11 protein-coding genes are annotated in these 17128 nt (G+C 68.3%); 5 read left to right on the top strand and 6 right to left on the bottom strand.

Features of this window, described 5'->3' with window-relative positions:
- Positions 1–71: 71 nt before the first annotated feature.
- From EUC46_RS08535 to EUC46_RS08520, 4 genes are all read left to right on the top strand, one after another.
- Positions 72–2156: an alpha-1,4-glucan--maltose-1-phosphate maltosyltransferase gene (locus EUC46_RS08535; protein WP_128773749.1), complete on the top strand. Its 2085-nt coding sequence runs from the start codon at positions 72–74 to the stop codon at positions 2154–2156.
- A gap of 319 nt (positions 2157–2475) precedes the next feature.
- Entirely contained in the window at positions 2476–3954 is a 1479-nt protein-coding gene (locus tag EUC46_RS08530) for a phosphotransferase (protein ID WP_128773748.1), read from the top strand.
- Between the two features lie 102 nt (positions 3955–4056).
- On the top strand, positions 4057–6267 hold the full coding sequence (glgB, locus tag EUC46_RS08525) for a 1,4-alpha-glucan branching protein GlgB (protein WP_128773747.1): 2211 nt from the start codon (positions 4057–4059) through the stop codon (positions 6265–6267).
- 538 nt (positions 6268–6805) lie between these two features.
- Positions 6806–9172: a glycogen/starch/alpha-glucan phosphorylase gene (locus tag EUC46_RS08520; RefSeq protein ID WP_128773746.1), complete on the top strand. Its 2367-nt coding sequence runs from the start codon at positions 6806–6808 to the stop codon at positions 9170–9172.
- A gap of 175 nt (positions 9173–9347) precedes the next feature.
- Here EUC46_RS08520 and EUC46_RS08515 read toward each other — a convergent pair whose 3' ends face one another.
- From EUC46_RS08515 to EUC46_RS08505, 3 genes are read right to left on the bottom strand one after another with little or no spacing between them, the layout of a single operon-like run.
- Positions 9348–10289: a tetratricopeptide repeat protein gene (locus tag EUC46_RS08515; RefSeq protein ID WP_128773745.1), complete on the bottom strand. Its 942-nt coding sequence runs from the start codon at positions 10287–10289 to the stop codon at positions 9348–9350.
- 14 nt (positions 10290–10303) lie between these two features.
- Positions 10304–11311: a hypothetical protein gene (locus EUC46_RS08510; RefSeq protein ID WP_206645944.1), complete on the bottom strand. Its 1008-nt coding sequence runs from the start codon at positions 11309–11311 to the stop codon at positions 10304–10306.
- Positions 11311–12942 carry a hypothetical protein gene (locus tag EUC46_RS08505; RefSeq protein WP_128773743.1) on the bottom strand — a complete coding sequence of 544 codons (1632 nt, stop codon included), beginning with the start codon at positions 12940–12942 and terminating at the stop codon, positions 11311–11313. Before EUC46_RS08505 ends, EUC46_RS08510 begins: the two co-directional genes overlap by 1 nt.
- A 378-nt stretch (positions 12943–13320) precedes the next feature.
- Between EUC46_RS08505 and EUC46_RS08500 the strand changes: the two genes are divergently transcribed.
- A complete protein-coding gene (locus EUC46_RS08500; protein WP_128773759.1) occupies positions 13321–14730 on the top strand; it encodes a coiled-coil domain-containing protein in 1410 nt (469 codons plus the stop codon).
- 237 nt (positions 14731–14967) lie between these two features.
- Here EUC46_RS08500 and EUC46_RS08495 read toward each other — a convergent pair whose 3' ends face one another.
- The 3 genes from EUC46_RS08495 to EUC46_RS08485 all read right to left on the bottom strand — a co-directional run bounded on the left by EUC46_RS08495 (position 14968) and on the right by EUC46_RS08485 (position 16878).
- Positions 14968–15324: a GntR family transcriptional regulator gene (locus EUC46_RS08495; RefSeq protein ID WP_128773742.1), complete on the bottom strand. Its 357-nt coding sequence runs from the start codon at positions 15322–15324 to the stop codon at positions 14968–14970.
- A gap of 167 nt (positions 15325–15491) precedes the next feature.
- Positions 15492–15782 carry a hypothetical protein gene (locus EUC46_RS13055; RefSeq protein WP_128773741.1) on the bottom strand — a complete coding sequence of 97 codons (291 nt, stop codon included), beginning with the start codon at positions 15780–15782 and terminating at the stop codon, positions 15492–15494.
- A 106-nt stretch (positions 15783–15888) separates the two neighbouring features.
- Positions 15889–16878 carry a malate dehydrogenase gene (locus EUC46_RS08485; protein ID WP_128773740.1) on the bottom strand — a complete coding sequence of 330 codons (990 nt, stop codon included), beginning with the start codon at positions 16876–16878 and terminating at the stop codon, positions 15889–15891.
- Positions 16879–17128 lie beyond the last annotated feature (250 nt).

The raw sequence follows: 17128 nt of genomic DNA, 5'->3' as shown, positions 1-17128 counted from the left end.
GAACCGATTTCGACAAGGGAACGCGCGGGGTTGACGTGACGCAAACGAGTATGAACCCGTAGGCTTGGCCTGTGACCGCGAACACCACGCGCAACGCCGCGCCCCAGCCCCCTGCCCCCGCCACCGCCGCACCCGCGCCGCAACCGGCGCCGTTTGCGCCGATCGGCCGTATTCCAGTGACCGAGGTCTTCCCCGTCGTCGAGGACGGGCGCTGGCCAGCCAAGGCCGTGCCCGGCGAGGTGATCCCGATCCGGGCCACCGTCTTCCGCGAGGGTCACGATCGCTTCGGTGCCACTGCTGTTCTCATCCGCCCCGATGGCACCGACGGCCCCAGCGCCCCCATGCGCGAGGTTCTTATGGGCCTGAACCGCTATGAGGCCCGCCTGGCCGCCGATGAGCCCGGCGACTGGTCCTTCCGCGTCGAAGGCTGGTCAGACCCTTACGCCACCTGGAGCCACGACGCCGGCATTAAGGTTCCTGCTGGCGTAGACGTCGAACTCATGCTCGAGGAGGGCGCCCGCGTCCTGGAGCGCGCCGCTGAAGTCCCCGGCCGGGCCGGGGACGATATCGCCGTCCTGCGCAGCGCCGTGGAGGCCCTGCGCGATCAGTCGCGTGAGAGCGCCGACCGGCTCGCGGCCGGCCTGGCCCCCGCGGTCGTCGAGGTCTTGGATCGTCTGCCCTTGCGCGACTTCGTCACCCCCTCCCCGAGCTACCCGCTGCAGGTCGACCGCGAGCGCGCCCTGGCCGGCTCCTGGTATGAGATTTTCCCGCGCTCCCTGGGCGCGCATGTCGACGAGAACGGCCAGTGGCATTCGGGCACATTGCGCACGGCCGCCGCCCGCCTGGACCGTATCGCCGCCATGGGCTTCAACGTCCTCTACCTCACCCCCATCTCCCCGATCGGCCTGACCAACCGCAAGGGCCGCAATAACACGCTGACGGCCCGTGAGGGCGATCCGGGCTCCCCTTACGGCATTGGCTCCCCCGATGGCGGCCACGACGCCATCCACCCCGACCTGGGCACTTTCGAGGACTTCGAGGCCCTGGTGGCCCGCGCTCGCGAGCTGGGCATGGAGGTCGCCCTGGACCTGGCCCTCCAGTGCTCCCCGGACCACCCGTGGGTGTCGGAGCACCCCGAGTGGTTCACGGTCCTGGCCGACGGCTCTATCGCCTATGCGGAAAACCCGCCCAAGAAGTACCAGGACATCTACCCCCTGAACTTCGACAATGATCCCGAGGGCATCTACCAGGCGATCTTGGAGGTGCTGCGCACGTGGATCTCCCATGGAGTCACCATCTTCCGGGTGGACAACCCCCACACCAAGCCGCTGAGTTTCTGGCACCGCCTGCTGCGCCAGATCCATGAGGAGAACCCCGAGGTGCTTTTCCTGGCGGAGGCCTTCACCCGTCCCGCCATGATGCGCACGTTGGGCATGATCGGCTTCCACCAGAGCTACACCTACTTCGCTTGGCGCAACACCAAGGAGGAGCTCACCTCCTACACCGTCGAGTTGTCCCAGGACACCGCGCACCTGCTGCGCCCGGCGTTCTGGCCCACCACGCACGACATCCTCACCCCCTTCATGACCAACGGGAAGGTGCCCGCTTTCAAGCTGCGGGCCGTTCTGGCGGCGACGCTGTCGCCAACGTGGGGCATCTACTCGGGCTATGAACTGGCTGAGTCCACTCCGCGACCGGGCTACGAGGAGCAGATCGACAACGAGAAGTACGAGTACAAGCCGCGCGACTTCGCCGCCGCCCGTCGCAATGGCATTGAGATCCTTCTGACCCGTCTCAACGAGGCCCGCGCCAAGCACCCGGCCCTGCTCCAGCTGCGTGACGTGTGGTTCCACGGCACCAGCGATGACAACCTCATCGCATTCTCCAAGCGTGTCGACGCCGCGCACTCGCCCACCGGCGAGGATGACACCGTCCTGACGGTGGTTAACCTCGACCCGCACGGGGCGCATGAGGGCGAGGTCTACCTCAACCTGGAGGCCCTGGGCCTGCCGGCGGGCACGGACGGCTCCCACCCGGTGCTGGCAGTCACTGATGAACTCACCGGCTCCACCTTCGAGTGGTCCGGCCAGAACTACGTCCGCCTGGACCCCTACGGCGGCCAGGTCGCGCACGTACTCAGCGTCAAGCCCCTATAAGGCCACTCCGGTGTGGTGATGAACGGTTCGTTCATCACCACACCGGTTCCTTCGCCCGCCCACTCTTATCCAAGGAGCCCCGTGACCGCTTTCGGCACCTTGTCAGCCTCTGCCGTCTCGGCGTTCCCCGGCGTCCCCAATTCTCCGCCTCAACGGCCATGGCGGCCCACCGGCCCCGGTTCGGCGCAGCGTGGCGCCGAGCATTCCGCCGTCGGGGCCGGCCTGCCGGATGCGGCCGCCCGCGAATCCCGGGCGCGGGGATCGGGCGCATGGGGTCGCCGCCGCATTGTCCGTCAGCAGGACGGGGAGGGGAAGGACAATGGCTGATCGCACCCAGGTGCCGGCATGGCCCGAGGACGCTGCCCTGCTGGCCGCGCTCGAGTCCTGGATGAGGGACCGGCGCTGGTTCCCGCTCAAAGGAGACGCCGCGCCTGAGCCCGGTTCGCTGTCCATCATCGGCAGTTGGGAACTCGCTCCCAGTGTCCGCGATCTGCTGGTGTCTGCTCGCCGCACCGGCTCCCGCCAGACGGCTCCCGTCCTCATGCACGTGCCCGTGGTGCTGGAGAGCGCCGCGGAGCTGGCGCGCTTCGCCGTCGATGGCGAGGCCCCCGGCAGTGAGGGCGTGCTGGCCCCCGCCCCTGACGGGAGCCAGGTGGCGCTGGTCGACGGCGCCCACCACCCGGCCTTCTGGCGGGCCTGGGCACTGGCGGCGCTGGCGGCCGGCACCACTGTGGACCCGGCAGGCACGCGCGCCATCGCCCAGCGCGCCCAGCGGCTACGGGTCATCACGGGGGAGCAGTCCAACACCAGCGTGGTCATGCCCGCTCCCGCCGAGGGCCAAGAAGCCCAGGGCCGTGAGGACGGGGCCACTGGAGACGTCATTGTCAAGCTCTTCCGGGTGCTCGCCGCCGGACGCAACCCCGATGTCGAAGTGTGCGTGGCCCTGGCCCACGATGGCTGGCAGCAGGTTCCACCCCCGGTGGCCTGGTCGACCCTGACCTGGAGCGACCCGGACACGGGCCAGGAGGCGACCACCGACGCCGCGGTCGCCTGCGCCTTCATCCCCCGGGCTCGCGACGGCTTCTCCCTATTCTGCGACCTGGCCCGGCAGGACGACGCCGGCGGTCCGGCGCGCCGCCGCGCCATTGAGTTGGCCACGGACCTGGCCGCGACCACCGCCCGCATGCACGCCCACCTCGCCTCCGCCCTGGGCACCGCCGACGGCGGCCGGCCGGCCGAGCTGGCGGCCGGGTTGCGCCGTCGGGCCGCCTGGGCCCTGGATGAGGTGCCGGCGCTCATTGGCGACCTGCCCGGCCTCCAGGGGCGCCTTGACGCCCTGCTGGCCGACCTGGCCGCCCTGCCGCGCCTGGCCGCCGCTACCCGGGTCCACGGCGACTACCACCTGGGGCAGGTCCTCCACACCAGTAGCGCTGAAGGTCACTGGTATGTCCTGGACTTCGAGGGAGAGCCCTTGCGCCCCCTGGCCGAGCGCAGCGCACCGGACCAGCCGGCGCGCGACGTGGCGGGGATGCTGCGCTCCTTCGACTATGCCGCGGCTGTCGGCCGAGCGCAGGACCCCTCCTGGCTTCCGGCCGTGCGCGCGGCTTTCCTGCGCGGCTACCGGGACGCCGCCCCGCCTCGGACTCCGGAGCAGGAGCGGACCGAGGACTGCCTGCTGGCGGCCCTGGAGTTCGACAAGGCCCTCTATGAGGCGGTTTACGAGGCGCGCAACCGCCCCACCTGGCTCACCATCCCAGTCAATGGCCTTAAGGCCCTGTTGGCCGGGGGTGAGCGCTGATCCGGGCCGGACGCCCGTCCTTCCCAACCGACACACCAGCCGCCTGAAACACCCGGTGCAAAGTAGCCCTTGGCACCCACACCTCATGGAAGAGTTGATGACATGACCGACGTCAATAGCCCCGAGTCTCCGTCCCCCGTTCCCGTCGATCCCTGGATCCTCGCGGATGTCGCCTACGCCCGCTACCACAACCCTCATGAGGTGCTGGGCGCCCATGTTGGCGAGGACGGCATCACCATCCGCACCGTTCGTCACCTGGCCGACGGCGTTAGCGTTGTCACCAAGGACGGCACCTACCCGGCCGTGCACGAGTGCGACGGCGTGTGGGTCGCCGTCATCCCCGGTGACACCATCCCGGACTACCGCATTGCGGTGACCTACGGCGAGGACACCACCACGGTGGACGACCCGTACCGCTTCCTGCCGACCCTGGGGGAGATGGACACCTATCTCATCTCCGAGGGCCGCCACGAGGAGCTGTGGGAGGTGCTGGGATCCCACATTAAGCGCTACTCCGGCGACATGGGAGAGGTCGAGGGCGTCGCTTTCGCCGTGTGGGCCCCCAACGCCCGCGCGGTGCGCGTTGTCGGCGACTTCAACTACTGGGACGGCACCGCCACCGCCATGCGCTCCCTGGGGGCGTCTGGCGTGTGGGAGCTGTTCATCCCCGGAGTGGGCGTGGGCGCCCGCTACAAGTACGAGTTGTGCTTCGGTGACGGCTCCTGGCATCAGAAAGCGGACCCGCTGGCCCGCGCCTCGGAGGTCCCCCCGGCCACCGCCTCGGTGGTCACTGAGCGCTTCCACGAGTGGGGCGACCAGGAGTGGATGGAGAAGCGCGCTAAGACCAATGCGCACAACGGGCCCATGAGCATTTACGAGGTCCACGTCGGCTCGTGGCGTCAGGGCCTGGGCTACCGCGGCCTGGCCGAGGAGCTGGTGCCCTACGTCAAGGAGGCCGGTTTCACTCACGTGGAGTTCCTGCCGGTGGCCGAGCACCCCTTCGGCGGCTCGTGGGGCTACCAGGTGTCGGGTTACTACGCGCCCACGGCGCGCTTCGGCACCCCGGACGACTTCCGCTATCTGGTGGACCAGCTCCACCAGGCCGGGATTGGCGTCATTTTGGACTGGGTGCCCGCCCACTTCCCCAAGGACGAGTGGGCGCTGGCCCGCTTCGACGGCACCGCCCTGTACGAGGATCCGGACCCGCAGCGCGGCGAGCACCCGGACTGGGGCACCTACGTGTTCAATTTCGGGCGCAACGAGGTGCGCAACTTCCTGGTGGCCAACGCCCTGTACTGGCTCTCGGAGTTCCACGCCGACGGCCTGCGCGTGGACGCCGTCGCCTCCATGCTGTACCTGGACTACTCGCGCCAGGACGGCCAGTGGCACCCCAATCAGTTCGGTGGCCGGGAGAACCTGGAGGCGATTTCCTTCCTGCAGGAGGCCACCGCCACCGCCTACCGCAAGCACCCGGGCATCATTATGGCCGCCGAGGAGTCCACCGCCTGGCCGGGGGTGACCGCCCCCACCGAGTACGGCGGCCTGGGCTTCGGCCTGAAGTGGAACATGGGGTGGATGAACGACACCCTGCGCTACCTCGCCGAGCTGCCCATTAACCGCCGCTACCACCACGGCGAGTTGACCTTCTCATTGGTGTACGCCTTCTCCGAGCAGTTCGTCCTTCCGCTCAGCCACGACGAGGTCGTGCACGGCAAGGGCTCACTGCTGTCCAAGATGCCCGGCGACGCCTGGCAGGAGTTGGCCGGTCTGCGCGCCCTGTACGCCTACCAGTGGTCGCACCCGGGCAAGCAGTTGCTGTTCATGGGCCAGGAGTTCGGTCAGGGCGCGGAATGGAATGCCGACCAGTCCCTGGACTGGTGGATCCTAGACGACCCGGGCCACCAGGGGCTGCTCAAACTGGTCAGCGACCTCAACAGCCTCTACAAGGCCTCCCCCGCCCTGTGGGCCGATGACTTCTCCCACCGCGGCTTCGAGTGGATCGAGGCCGGCGACGGCGACCACAATGTCATCTCCTACCTGCGCAAGGGCACTGACTCCGAGGCGCACAACGACCTCATGGTGTGCATTGTCAACTTCGCCGGGACCCCGCATGAGGGCTACCGGGTGGGTCTGCCCTTCGCCGGCGAGTGGGACGAGGTCCTCAACACCGACGCCCCCGAGTACGGCGGCTCCGGCGTGGGCAATATGGGTCACGTTGAGGCCGAGGAGCTGCCGTGGAACGGCCGCCCGGCGTCGGTCAAGCTGCGCGTGCCCCCCATGGGGGCGGTCTTCCTGCGTCCCACGCGCGACTGAGGCGGTGAACCACCGGGCTTGCTCGGTTTCGTGTGAGCCCACGGGGCAGCGGGTGAGGCCCCTGGGCTCGCCCTGGCGCGACTGAGGCGGTGGAGTCGAGTCCGCCCGGGCTCGCGTCGGTGGTCGACGCCATGGCGTCGGCCACCGACGCGTCGCGCGTCCCCGGCGTGTTCCCCTGTCCGTTCACGCCGCTGACGGCATGCGCAGATCCATCCCGCCGGGGTCGCCCCGCCAGGAATACAGTTCTGAATTGTCAGTCGAGGAGCACGCCCAGATAATCGAAAGACTTTTGGTGCGTAAAAAACTGGAAACGTGTCGCGCCAACGTCTCCAAATCTCAGTGGCAAGGACGACAACCCCTCAGCGGGCACCTGCCACATCCACCCGGTAAGGTCTTGGCCCGTGGCAAGCGCCATCCATGCGCACGGGCTAAGGCAGGTCCTCATGATCCGGACTGTGCCCAGCGCCGTGGGGCGCTGCACATGTTGGCGGCAATCCCCATGCGGCCAACCGTCATGTTGCCTGACAAGGGAAGAAAAATGACCAAGAACCTGGCCGCAACCGTGCCTTCCCAGGTGCGCGCCGTCTCCGGTCACCCGGCCGCCGCATCCACCCAGATGGAGGTCTGGCAGGGCCTGTCCTCCGCCATTGTCGACGCGATCGCGGATGAGTGGCACGCCACCGAGCAGACATACCGCGCCGGGCGGATGGAGCACTACTTCTCCGCCGAGTTCCTCATGGGTCGCGCCCTGCTGAACAACCTCACCAACCTCGGCCTGGTCGATGAGGCCGCAGCGGCTGTGGGCGCCTTCGGCCAGAATCTCTCCGACATCCTCGAGCAGGAGCCCGACGCCGCTTTGGGCAATGGGGGCCTGGGACGGCTAGCGGCCTGTTTCCTTGACTCCTGCGCCACCTTGGACCTGCCGGTGGCCGGCTACGGCATCCTCTACCGCTACGGCCTGTTCAAGCAGCTGTTCTCCGACGGCTTCCAGACCGAGCACCCCGACCCGTGGATGGAGGAGGGCTACCCCTTCATTATCCGCCGCGAGGAGGCTCAGCGCCTGGTGCGCTACGCGGACCTGACCGTGCGGGCCGTCCCCTACGACATGCCCATCACCGGGTACGGCACCAAGAACGTCAACACGCTGCGCCTGTGGCGGGCCGAGTCGGTTGAGGAGTTCGACTACGACGCCTTCAACTCCCAGCGCTTCACCGACGCCATTGTGGAGCGTGAGCGCACCGCCGATATCTCTCGTGTGCTCTACCCCAATGACACCACCTATGAGGGCAAGGTCCTGCGCGTGCGCCAGCAGTACTTCTTCTGCTCGGCCTCTCTGCAGGAGATCGTCGACAACTACGTCGCCCACCACGGCGAAGACCTTTCCGGCTTCGCCGAGTACAACTCGGTCCAGCTCAACGACACCCACCCGGTGCTCGCCATCCCCGAGCTCATGCGCATCCTCATGGACGAGCACCACCTGGGCTGGGATGCGGCCTGGTCGGTGGTGACCCGCACCTTCGCGTACACCAACCACACGGTGCTGGCAGAGGCCCTGGAAACCTGGGAGATCTCGATCTTCGAGCGCCTTTTCCCACGCATTCTGGAGATTGTTCGCGAGATCGACCGTCGCTTCCGCGAGGATCTGACCGCGCGCGGAGTCAATCAGGGCGCCATCGACTACATGGCCCCCCTGGCCGGCGGCAAGGTTCACATGGCCTGGTTGGCCTGCTACGCCTCCTACTCCATTAACGGGGTGGCGGCCCTGCACACTGAGATCCTCAAGCGCGACACGCTCAAGGACTGGTATGCGATCTGGCCCGAGCGCTTTAACAACAAGACCAATGGCGTGACCCCGCGCCGCTGGCTGCGCCAATGCAATCCGCGCCTGTCCGCCCTCCTGGATGAGGTCACCGGCTCGGACGCCTGGGTCAAGGACCTGTCCGTCCTGGCTGCGCATGCCGGGGCGGCCGACGAGGCGGTGCTCGACCGCCTCGCGCAGGTCAAGCGCGCCAACAAGGCGGACTTCGCCGCCTGGGTGGCCAAGCGTGAAGGTGTCGAGATCGACCCTGAGGCCATCTTCGACGTGCAGATCAAGCGTCTTCACGAGTACAAGCGCCAGCTGCTCAACGCCATCTACATCCTGGACTTGTACTTCCGCATGAAGCAGGACCCGTCCATGGAGGTGCCGAAGCGCGTCTTCATCTTCGGCGCCAAGGCGGCCCCCGGGTACATCCGCGCCAAGGGCATCATTAAGCTCATTAACGCCATTGGCGAGCTGGTCAACAATGACCCTGATGTCTCCAAGACCCTCAAGGTTGTCTTCATCCACAACTACAATGTCTCCCCGGCCGAGCACATTATCCCGGCCGCTGACATTTCCGAGCAGATCTCGATGGCCGGCAAGGAGGCCTCCGGCACCTCCAATATGAAGTTCATGATGAACGGGGCCCTGACCCTGGGCACCCTCGACGGCGCGAACGTGGAGATCCTTGAGGAGGTAGGCCCGGACAATGCCTACATCTTCGGCGCCACCGAGGACGAGTTGCCCACGCTGCGTGAGACCTACGACCCGGTGTGGCACTACGAGAACATTCCGGGCCTCAAGCGCGCCCTGGACGCCTTCACCGATGGCACCCTGGACGACAACGGCTCCGGCTGGTTCGCCGACCTGCGCCGCAGCCTCCTGGAGAACTCCTACGAGCCGGCCGACGTCTACTACGTCCTGGGGGATTTCGCCTCCTACCGGGAGACCAAGGATCGTATGGCCGTCGACTACGCCGACCAGCGGGCCTGGCAGCGCAAGGTGTGGGTCAACATTACCGGCTCGGGCCGTTTCTCCTCGGACCGCACCATTAGCGACTACGCCCGTGAGGTCTGGAGGATTAAGACGACGCCGATCGGCTGACGGCCTTTGCGCATGAACGGCACAGCTCTGGGTCCTCCCGCATATGGGAGGACCCAGAGCCTTGTTTCAGCGAAGTCCCCCGGCGACACCCAACGCCCCCTGACCGCTGCCCGCCTCGGGTGTCAGCAAGAAGAAGGACGGCGAAGAATGGCCGGTGGTGCGGGCTCAGTACAGGTCAGTACAGGATGGAGGCGAGGTGGCGGCGGGCCCGCGCCACTTCTGGGGAGGTTGAGCCGATCACCTCGAAGAGCTCTAAAAGACGCAGGCGGGCCGTCTCCCGCTCCTCGCCCTGATGGGAGCGCACCGCCTCCAGGGCGCGCCCCAGGCAGGCGTCAATATCCCCCATGGCCAGTGAGGCGTCGGCGCCGGCCAGGGCGGCGTCCACATCCTGCGGGTTGGCGTCAGCGGCGGCAAGCAGCTCAGTGGGATCCTTGCCCTCCATCCGAATCAGCACCCTGACCTGGGCGCGCCCGGCACGCAGGTCTCCGTCCCCCGGGCTCTGCGCTATGGCGTGGTCGTAGACGGCCTCCGCGGCCGCATAGTCGCCCCGCTCCATGGCCTCGCGGACCTGGCGCTCGACCTCGCTCTCCTCAGGCTCCGCGGGCGCCTCCCGCCCCAGGTCCAAACGCCCGGTGACACCGTTGGCGGCCGCCACCTCCAGAACGCGCTCGAGGAGCTCACGCAGTGAGGGCTCCTCAATAGTGCCCTGAAGAACGGGCACCGGCTGCCCCCCGATCAAGGCGACGATCGCGGGCACCGACTGCACCTGGAAGGCCTGGGCCACCTCTGGGGCGGCGTCAATGTCGACCCGCGCCAGCTCGAAACGCCCCTGGTACTCCTCAGCGAGACGGGAAAGCAGCTCGGCGAGCGCTGTGCTGGCCTGTGAGCGGGGCGTGTGCAGGATCAGGATGACGGGCACCCGGGTGGAGACGTCGGCGACGTCGCGCAGGGAGGCGGCGTCGACATCAACAATCAGGGGTGCGGGCACCCCCTGGGCGTGCGACCCTGCCGGCTCCTGGCCCGCGGCCGCCGGTGAGGGGGTCGAACCGGCCGGTGAGGTGCGCGCAGGCGTCGTGGGGGCAAGGGTGGACAGGTCAACTGCACCGAACATGCTCATGGAGACCTCCAATACTAGGCGGGAGCCTGGGAGTCATCGCGGGCCACTGAGGACAGGACCATCGTGGCTCCCAGAGCCACTGGCGCCCCACCGACGTCTGCGGAGGGCACCGAGAAGGCAATGATGACATCGTAGGAAGCGGTGACAGTGCCGCGCACCTCGGTGTCGCTGCCCAAAAGAGTGCCCACGGTCCCACCCAGGTTGAAGGTTGCGCCGGCAACAGTCTTCTTGTACACGGTGGAGTAGCCGAGGGTGGTGGTGACAATGGCACCGCCCTCAGTGGTGCGCAGCCCCTTGAAGCCGTCTGTGCCCGCACTCGCCGAAACTGAGACCTCGCCGGCGGCGGCGACATCTGTGGCCCGGGCGGCGGCAACGGACTGGCGAACAGGGTCGTCGGCGAAGAGCGCCCCGTTCTCCCCGTCAGGGGCGTTCAAGGCGTCGATGTAGGCCTCTAGGACCTCCTGCGGGGTCTTAACCAGGCCCGTGGACTGCACATCAACCTGTTCAGAGCCCACCGAGGCGGTAGTGGTGGAGGGCACCTCGACCCCGGCGAACAATCGTGCCCAGCCCCAGAGCTCGTAGTCGTCCCGTGGGCTTTCCTGGGTAAGGGTCAGCAGGTAGGGGACGGTGTTCGTGGTGTCGGTCTGGGTCACGGTCAGCGCCGTGCGAGGGAAGGTAGTGGTCAGGCCCACTGCGCCGGCCTGGCTGGTGGTGGAGAAGACGTCAATGAGGCCGTCGTCACCGGCGGCGGTGGCAATGGCGTACTCGGCCTTGCGCACGCGCGCCGCAGGCCCGGTGAGGTAGCCGCTGAGGGCATCGGCGTCCTTATCCTTGTCAGCCGCCACCAGACCGGTGTTAATGCGCTCCAGGACGGCGGTCAGACGATCCGAGTCCAGCACGGGCTGGGCCTCGGCGCTCACTGTCGCCGAGGGCGAGGCGGGCAGGTCCTGGGAGCAACCGGCCAAGAGGGTGGTGAGGGCTGCTGCGGTGCTGCCTGCAAGAAAGGCTCGGCGGCTGTTCATTATGCGTGCTCCTCATTGTCGTCATCGTTCTGGTCCGCGCCATACAGATCCCAGGTCCGTGGCTGCGTCCTCCACCGCTCACCGGTGACCTCGGACCACGGCCGGCCCTCACCGGCCGCCGGCCACCCCTGGTCATCATCCGTGGCCGCCGGCCACCCCTGGTGGTCTGCAACCGTCGGCTGCTCCCGGTCATCCGTAACCCCGGACCACGGCCGGCCCTCACCGGCCGCCGGCCACCCCTGGTGGTCTGCAACCGTCGGCTGCTCCCGGTCATCCGTAACCCCGGACCACGGCCGGCCCTCACCGGCCGCCGGCCACCCCTGGTCATCATCCGTGGCCGCCGGCCACCCCTGATGGTCTGCAACCGTCGGCTGCTCCCGGTCATCCGTAACCCCGGACCACGGCCGCCCTTCACCGGCCGCCGGCCACCCCTGGTCATCATCCGTGGCCGCCGGAATATAGGCGTCCCCCTCCTCAGGCTCACGTCCAGCGCGGTAGGCGGCCGCGGCCTGTGCCGACAGACCGGGGACGACGGCGCTGCCGCGGGCAGTGCCGGCCATATCCACGGCATCCACTGCATCCACGGCGTCCACCTCCGCGCCACCCACGGCGTCGGAGGACTCCAGTGCCGCTGAGGCCCCGGGGACGCCGGACCCTTCCGGACCCGCGGGGGCCCCAGGGATGGTCGGGGCCTCAACCCCGCCGTAATAGACCTTGCCGGTGCGCGGGTCGACCCACTCCTCGCCGGTGCGCTCAGCACGCTCCTTGTCCCGTTTTTCCCGGCGAGTCAGCGGCCGGTCGGGATCGTCGAGCATGGGCAGGGATGCCGTGGCGACGCCATCGGCCGCCGCAATACGGGCGGCGCGCTCGGCGGCGCGGGCGCGCCGCTGCGAGTCGGCGTGACGCATCTGGATGTCAATGAGGAGCACGAAGACCCCTACCAGGAGCAGGAGACCACCCAGGACCAGACCCGGGATGAGCCAGGGGGTGGATACGCTGCGGGGCCATGACAGGGCCAGTTCAGGTGCGGCATCGGCCCCGGTCGTGGCCGCGAGCACCACCAGGTCCGGGTTGGTGGCGTCAAGGGTAAGGCTGGTGCTGCCCGTGCCGGTCTGGGTCTTGAGCCACAGATCGGAGGCAGCAGGATCGGCGCCCGAACTCGTCAGGGCAGTGCATGTCGCAGAGGCGCTGGAGGCGGAAGTGTCACCTGCCTCCGGGGTGGCCGATGCGCTCGCATCAGCCTCCGCTGTGGCCGTGTCCTTCGATGTGGCCACGCTGGCTCCGTCTTGGTCGCAGCGCTCGGTGACATCGGTAGAAGACAGGGTGTCCCAGCCACTCAGGCCGCTAATGGACGTGTAGGGGTCGTCGGCAAGCCAGGCCTGCATGTCAGAGGAGCGGGCAACGACAATGATCACGTTCTCATCGGTTGCCGCCGTGGCTGTCACCGTGACCTCGGAGTCGACCAGACCAAGCACCCCGGGCTCGGTGACCACGTAGGGCAGTTCGGTTGGCGCGGCCATGCGGGCCTGCGCCGTCGAGCTGGGGCGCCACACGGTGGCGGAGCATACGGCCAGGGCGATGACGATCAAGCCGATGAGAATGGTGATCGCACTCAGCAGACGTCGGTTCACGACGTTGATCTCCTTGGTTGGCGGATAGTGGCACCGAAGGCGCGGCCCTGGAGCCGGCGCCGAATCCGGATGCGCAGAGGCGCTCTAGGCCCAGCGTCCCACGCCTTGGGCGCTGACGCACGACTCCCAAGAAAGATCACAAGATCCTGCGCCCTGAGCGGAAGAGCCGTGATCTGCCCGTGATCATCCCGAAAGGTACCTGGGAGGCACCTTCCGGATGCCGTTGGAGGGGGTGATCCTCCCTCTTCACGGCCCCCTACAGGGCCTCGGGCACCGCTAATCTAGGGCCTACGGCAGGGCGGCCGACGCCCGCCAGAATGCCAGGAGGAGTGAGGAGTGAGGACTGTGGGCGGAGACCGCTTCGAGTTCGCCATCACCATGCGTGGATATGACCGGACGCAGGTCGACCAGCGTCTGGACGCACTGAACCGTCAGCTTGCAGAGGCTCGTCGCGAGGTCGCCAACCTCGACCAGCGGGCGATGACCCTGACCGGAGAGCTCGCCGATGCCAGGCGGCGACTGCGTGAGGCGGACAAGCCCAGCTACGCCGGCTTGGGCTCGCGCATCGAGCAGCTCCTGCGCAGTGCGGAGGAGCAGAGCGCCTCGGTGCTCTCCAAGGCCAATGCCGAGGCCGATTCCCTGCTGTCACGCACCCGCACCAATGCGGCGCGCCTATCCGAGCGCAGCTCAGCAGAGGCGGCCGCACGCCTGACCGACGCCCGTCGCGAGGCCCAGGAGTTGACCAATAGGTCCCAGGCGGAGGCCTCAACCCTCCTGGACAACGCCAAGGCCCGTGCCGAGGAGCTCGTCGCCGCCGCTGAGCGCCAGGCGGCGCAGATGACGGCGGACGCCCAGTCCGAGGCCACGGAGTTGCGCGCCGCCGCCGAGCGCGAGGCGGCCCTGACGGTCAGCCAGGCCAAGAAGCAGGCTGCCGAATTGTCCGTGTCCTCCGAGCGGGAAGCCACGGCCACGCGCGAGGCCGCCGTCGCCGAGGCCGAGGAGTTGCGCTCATCCTCCACGGCCCGCGCCGAGGCGACCGTCTCCTCCGCCACGGAGGAGGCCCGCCTGACTTTGGACAAGGCCCGCGCCGAAGCCACTGAGGTCCTTGGCGCAGCACGCCGTGAGTCTGAGACGCTGCGACGTACCGCTAAGGATGAGGCGGAGGCGGCCCGCGCCGAGGCCACTGAACTGCGGCAGCAGGCCACCTTGGAGGTGGCCGCCGCCCACGAGGCCGCGGCGAAGGAGGACGCCGAGGCGCACGAGTCGACTCGTGCTCGCATTGCCCAGATGCACGCCGAGGCCGAAGAGCAGGCCGCCGAGGCCGAGAAGCGCCTGCAGGAGACCCTGTCCCGCGCTGAGGCGGTGCGCGCCCAGACCGATGAGGCGGCCTCCGCCCGCCAGAAGGAGGCCATGCGCCAAGCCGAGGAGATCCTGCGCGACGCCCGGGAGGAGGCCGAGCGCATTGTCGAGGACGCCCGCACTGACGCCGAGGCCCAGGCGGCGGCCGCCAACCGGCAGGTCAAGGAGCTTGAGCGCCAGCGCGACTCGGTGGCCGGCTACTTGGAGGAGATGCGAGGAGTGCTGGGCGCCGCCATCCCGTCTCCCGTTTTCGCTGCTGTGGAGGAGGACCCCAAGGCTGAGACGGAGCAGGCCCAGGAGGCGGCCCCCGCACAGCCGGCCCCGGCCCCCGCACCCCCGAAGGCCAAGGTGCAGGCCTCCCCGAAGGCGAAGGCGCCGGCCCCGCCCCAGGCGAAGGCTCCGGCCCCTTCCGTGGGCAAGACGGCCTGACCCTCCCCGGTTAGGTGTTTTTGGTCCCCCGACGCGGTACGGCGTCGGGGGACCAAAAACACCTAACCGGATTATCGGGTTAATCCGCTCTGTGCGCATATGGCTCGAACCATGTGCAGTGGCATGCGTCGCCAGACACATGGCGCGCTCCTGGGCTCCGTTTTCAGAGGCTCGGGGGCGGTGCTGTTGGGACGGTTCCAGGGCTTCGCCGGCCGGCCGTCCAAGGCCACGCGCCCTTCAGCCCCAGGCGCGGCGCACCAGCGCCAGGGCCTCCTCCTGGGTGGCCCCCAGTGCCCGCATGGCTGTCGTGAAGCGCAGCGCCTCGCGCTGCCGCGCAGTACCCGACTGGTCGACGACGAACGTGCCTCGACGCCCGCGCCCCTCCAGGCATCCAGCGATCTCAAGTTCACGGTACGCCTTGGCGACTGTGTTCACGGCCACGTCGAGTTCAGCGGCCAGGGCGCGGGTGGTCGGCAGCCGGGCTCCGGGGTGGAGCCTCCCGGATTCAATGTCAGTACGGATGGCGGTGCAGATCTGGGCGAAGACGGGCTCGGTCGAACTGGAGTCCAGGTGTATGCGAAGTCGTACATCCATAGCCGTCACCTTGGGTGCGTGATTCGTGGGGCGGTCTGGTATCGGGCCGGCTGGTGGGACGGCCGAAGCGCCTTGCGGGAGCCGGGCCGACAGCCGGCACGGTGCCAGTGCCGGGCACACTGTATGACATAATGACATAGTTGATGACATAGCTGTGGCGCCCGGGCTCACCAGAGGCCGCGCTGCCAGCACGAGGAGTGCCAATGACGCCGTTCCTCAAGTCCTCGATCGGCGCCGAAAAGAGACTCGGTGCTCCACGCCACAATATGAGGTGTGCCCGGTGGGATGGTGCGATTACAGCCCGGGCAGGTGTAAGTCTTCTGCCCGCCGCGCACCCGCCGCACCGTGAACTCCGCTCCCCCAGGACCCGCCTGGGTGCGAGGAAGTGACCTGAGCCGCCCCATGTCCAGGGGGATGTGCCCATCCCGGTAGGGGCGTTTGGAGCTGCGGCGTGCCATGACCTCGTCACAGTACCGCAGCGCCGCCGCCCCAAAAGTCCGCCGCGCCACGGCGCTGGTGCCCCGGGCGCCAGCACGCCCCGGGGCACCAGTGGGGAGGAGATCCTCAGATGAGGCCCATGGAGGCGACGGCGCCCTTCTCCTCCAGGAGCTCAGCCGCCGAGGCGTCAATGCGGGCGCGGGAGAAGTCGTCGATCTCCAGTCCCTGGACGATCCTCCACTCACCGTCGCGCGCAGTGCAGGGGAAAGACGAAATGATGCCCTCGGGCACGCCGTAGGAGCCATCGGACATGATTGACGAGGACGTCCAGGAGTAGCCGGTGACGCCCAGGCACCAGTCGCGGACGTGGTCGATGGCGGCCGAAGCGGCAGAAGCGGCCGAGGAGGCGCCCCGGGCGGCGATAATGGCGGCGCCGCGCTTGGCCACCGTGGGGATGAAGTCGTTCTCAACCCACTCGCGCTCGGCGAGGATCTCGGGAATGGGAGCGCCCTTGACGGTGGCCTGGGTCAGGTCGGGGTACTGGGTGGTGGAGTGGTTGCCCCACACGGTGACCTTGTCAATGTCAGTGACGTGGCAACCGGCCTTGACGGCGAGCTGGGCGAGGGCGCGGTTGTGATCCAGGCGGGTCATAGCGGTGAAGCGGGAGGCCGGGATGTCGGGGGCGTGCGAGGCGGCGATCAGCGCATTGGTGTTGGCCGGATTGCCCACCACGAGAACCTTGATGTCCTCGGCGGCACCGGCGTTGAGCGCCTGGCCCTGGGGGCCGAAGATGCCACCGTTGGCGGCCAGGAGGTCGCTGCGCTCCATGCCCGCCTTGCGGGGCATCGAGCCCACGAGGAAGGCGATATTGGCTCCCTCGAAGGCGGCTGCGGCGTCGTCGAAGATGTCCACCGAGCCCAGGGTCGGGAAGGCGGAGTCGAAGAGCTCCATGGCGGTGCCTTCGGCGGCCTTGACCGCCTGGGGGATCTCCAGCAAACGTAAGTTGACGCGCTGGTCGGGGCCGAGCAGGGCGCCGGAGGCGATGCGGAAGAGCAGTGCGTAACCGATATTGCCGGCGGCACCGGTGACGGTGATGGTGACGGGAGCGTTTGCCATGAAGGACTCCTTTGGAACGATCAGTCACGGGCCGCGGGCAGCGCGGCCCTTTGCCCGCCAGCCTACGGGCCCATGGTCTAACCGGCCCAGGACGATAGCCGGGGCCCTCGTTCGCCGTCGAAGAGATCGGCGCTCCCTGCTGGCAGGATGTGCGGTGCCGCATCCGTCCAGCGCCCCCAACCGCACCCCGCTGACGTATTGTCACCTCGCTAGACTCATGAGCGTGAAGGTTAGGCTCACCTCACTGCCT

It is taken from the genome of Actinomyces oricola (genome assembly GCF_004104015.1).
Taxonomy (GTDB): Bacteria; Actinomycetota; Actinomycetes; order Actinomycetales; family Actinomycetaceae; genus Actinomyces; species Actinomyces oricola.
Note: the sequence above shows the minus strand (reverse complement) of the source record. Positions and strands in the feature narration are given on the sequence as shown.

What these genes read in the sequence shown, in the direction of transcription:
- EUC46_RS08520 (WP_128773746.1), top strand. Translation starts at nt 6,806, where the DNA reads ATGACCAAGAACCTGGCCGCAACCGTGCCTTCCCAGGTGCGCGCCGTC.
- EUC46_RS08530 (WP_128773748.1), top strand. Translation starts at nt 2,476, where the DNA reads ATGGCTGATCGCACCCAGGTGCCGGCATGGCCCGAGGACGCTGCCCTG.
- EUC46_RS08495 (WP_128773742.1), bottom strand. Translation starts at nt 15,324, where the DNA reads ATGGATGTACGACTTCGCATACACCTGGACTCCAGTTCGACCGAGCCC.
- EUC46_RS08485 (WP_128773740.1), bottom strand. Translation starts at nt 16,878, where the DNA reads ATGGCAAACGCTCCCGTCACCATCACCGTCACCGGTGCCGCCGGCAAT.
- EUC46_RS13055 (WP_128773741.1), bottom strand. Translation starts at nt 15,782, where the DNA reads ATGGCACGCCGCAGCTCCAAACGCCCCTACCGGGATGGGCACATCCCC.
- EUC46_RS08510 (WP_206645944.1), bottom strand. Translation starts at nt 11,311, where the DNA reads ATGAACAGCCGCCGAGCCTTTCTTGCAGGCAGCACCGCAGCAGCCCTC.
- glgB (WP_128773747.1), top strand. Translation starts at nt 4,057, where the DNA reads ATGACCGACGTCAATAGCCCCGAGTCTCCGTCCCCCGTTCCCGTCGAT.
- EUC46_RS08515 (WP_128773745.1), bottom strand. Translation starts at nt 10,289, where the DNA reads ATGAGCATGTTCGGTGCAGTTGACCTGTCCACCCTTGCCCCCACGACG.
- EUC46_RS08500 (WP_128773759.1), top strand. Translation starts at nt 13,321, where the DNA reads ATGCGTGGATATGACCGGACGCAGGTCGACCAGCGTCTGGACGCACTG.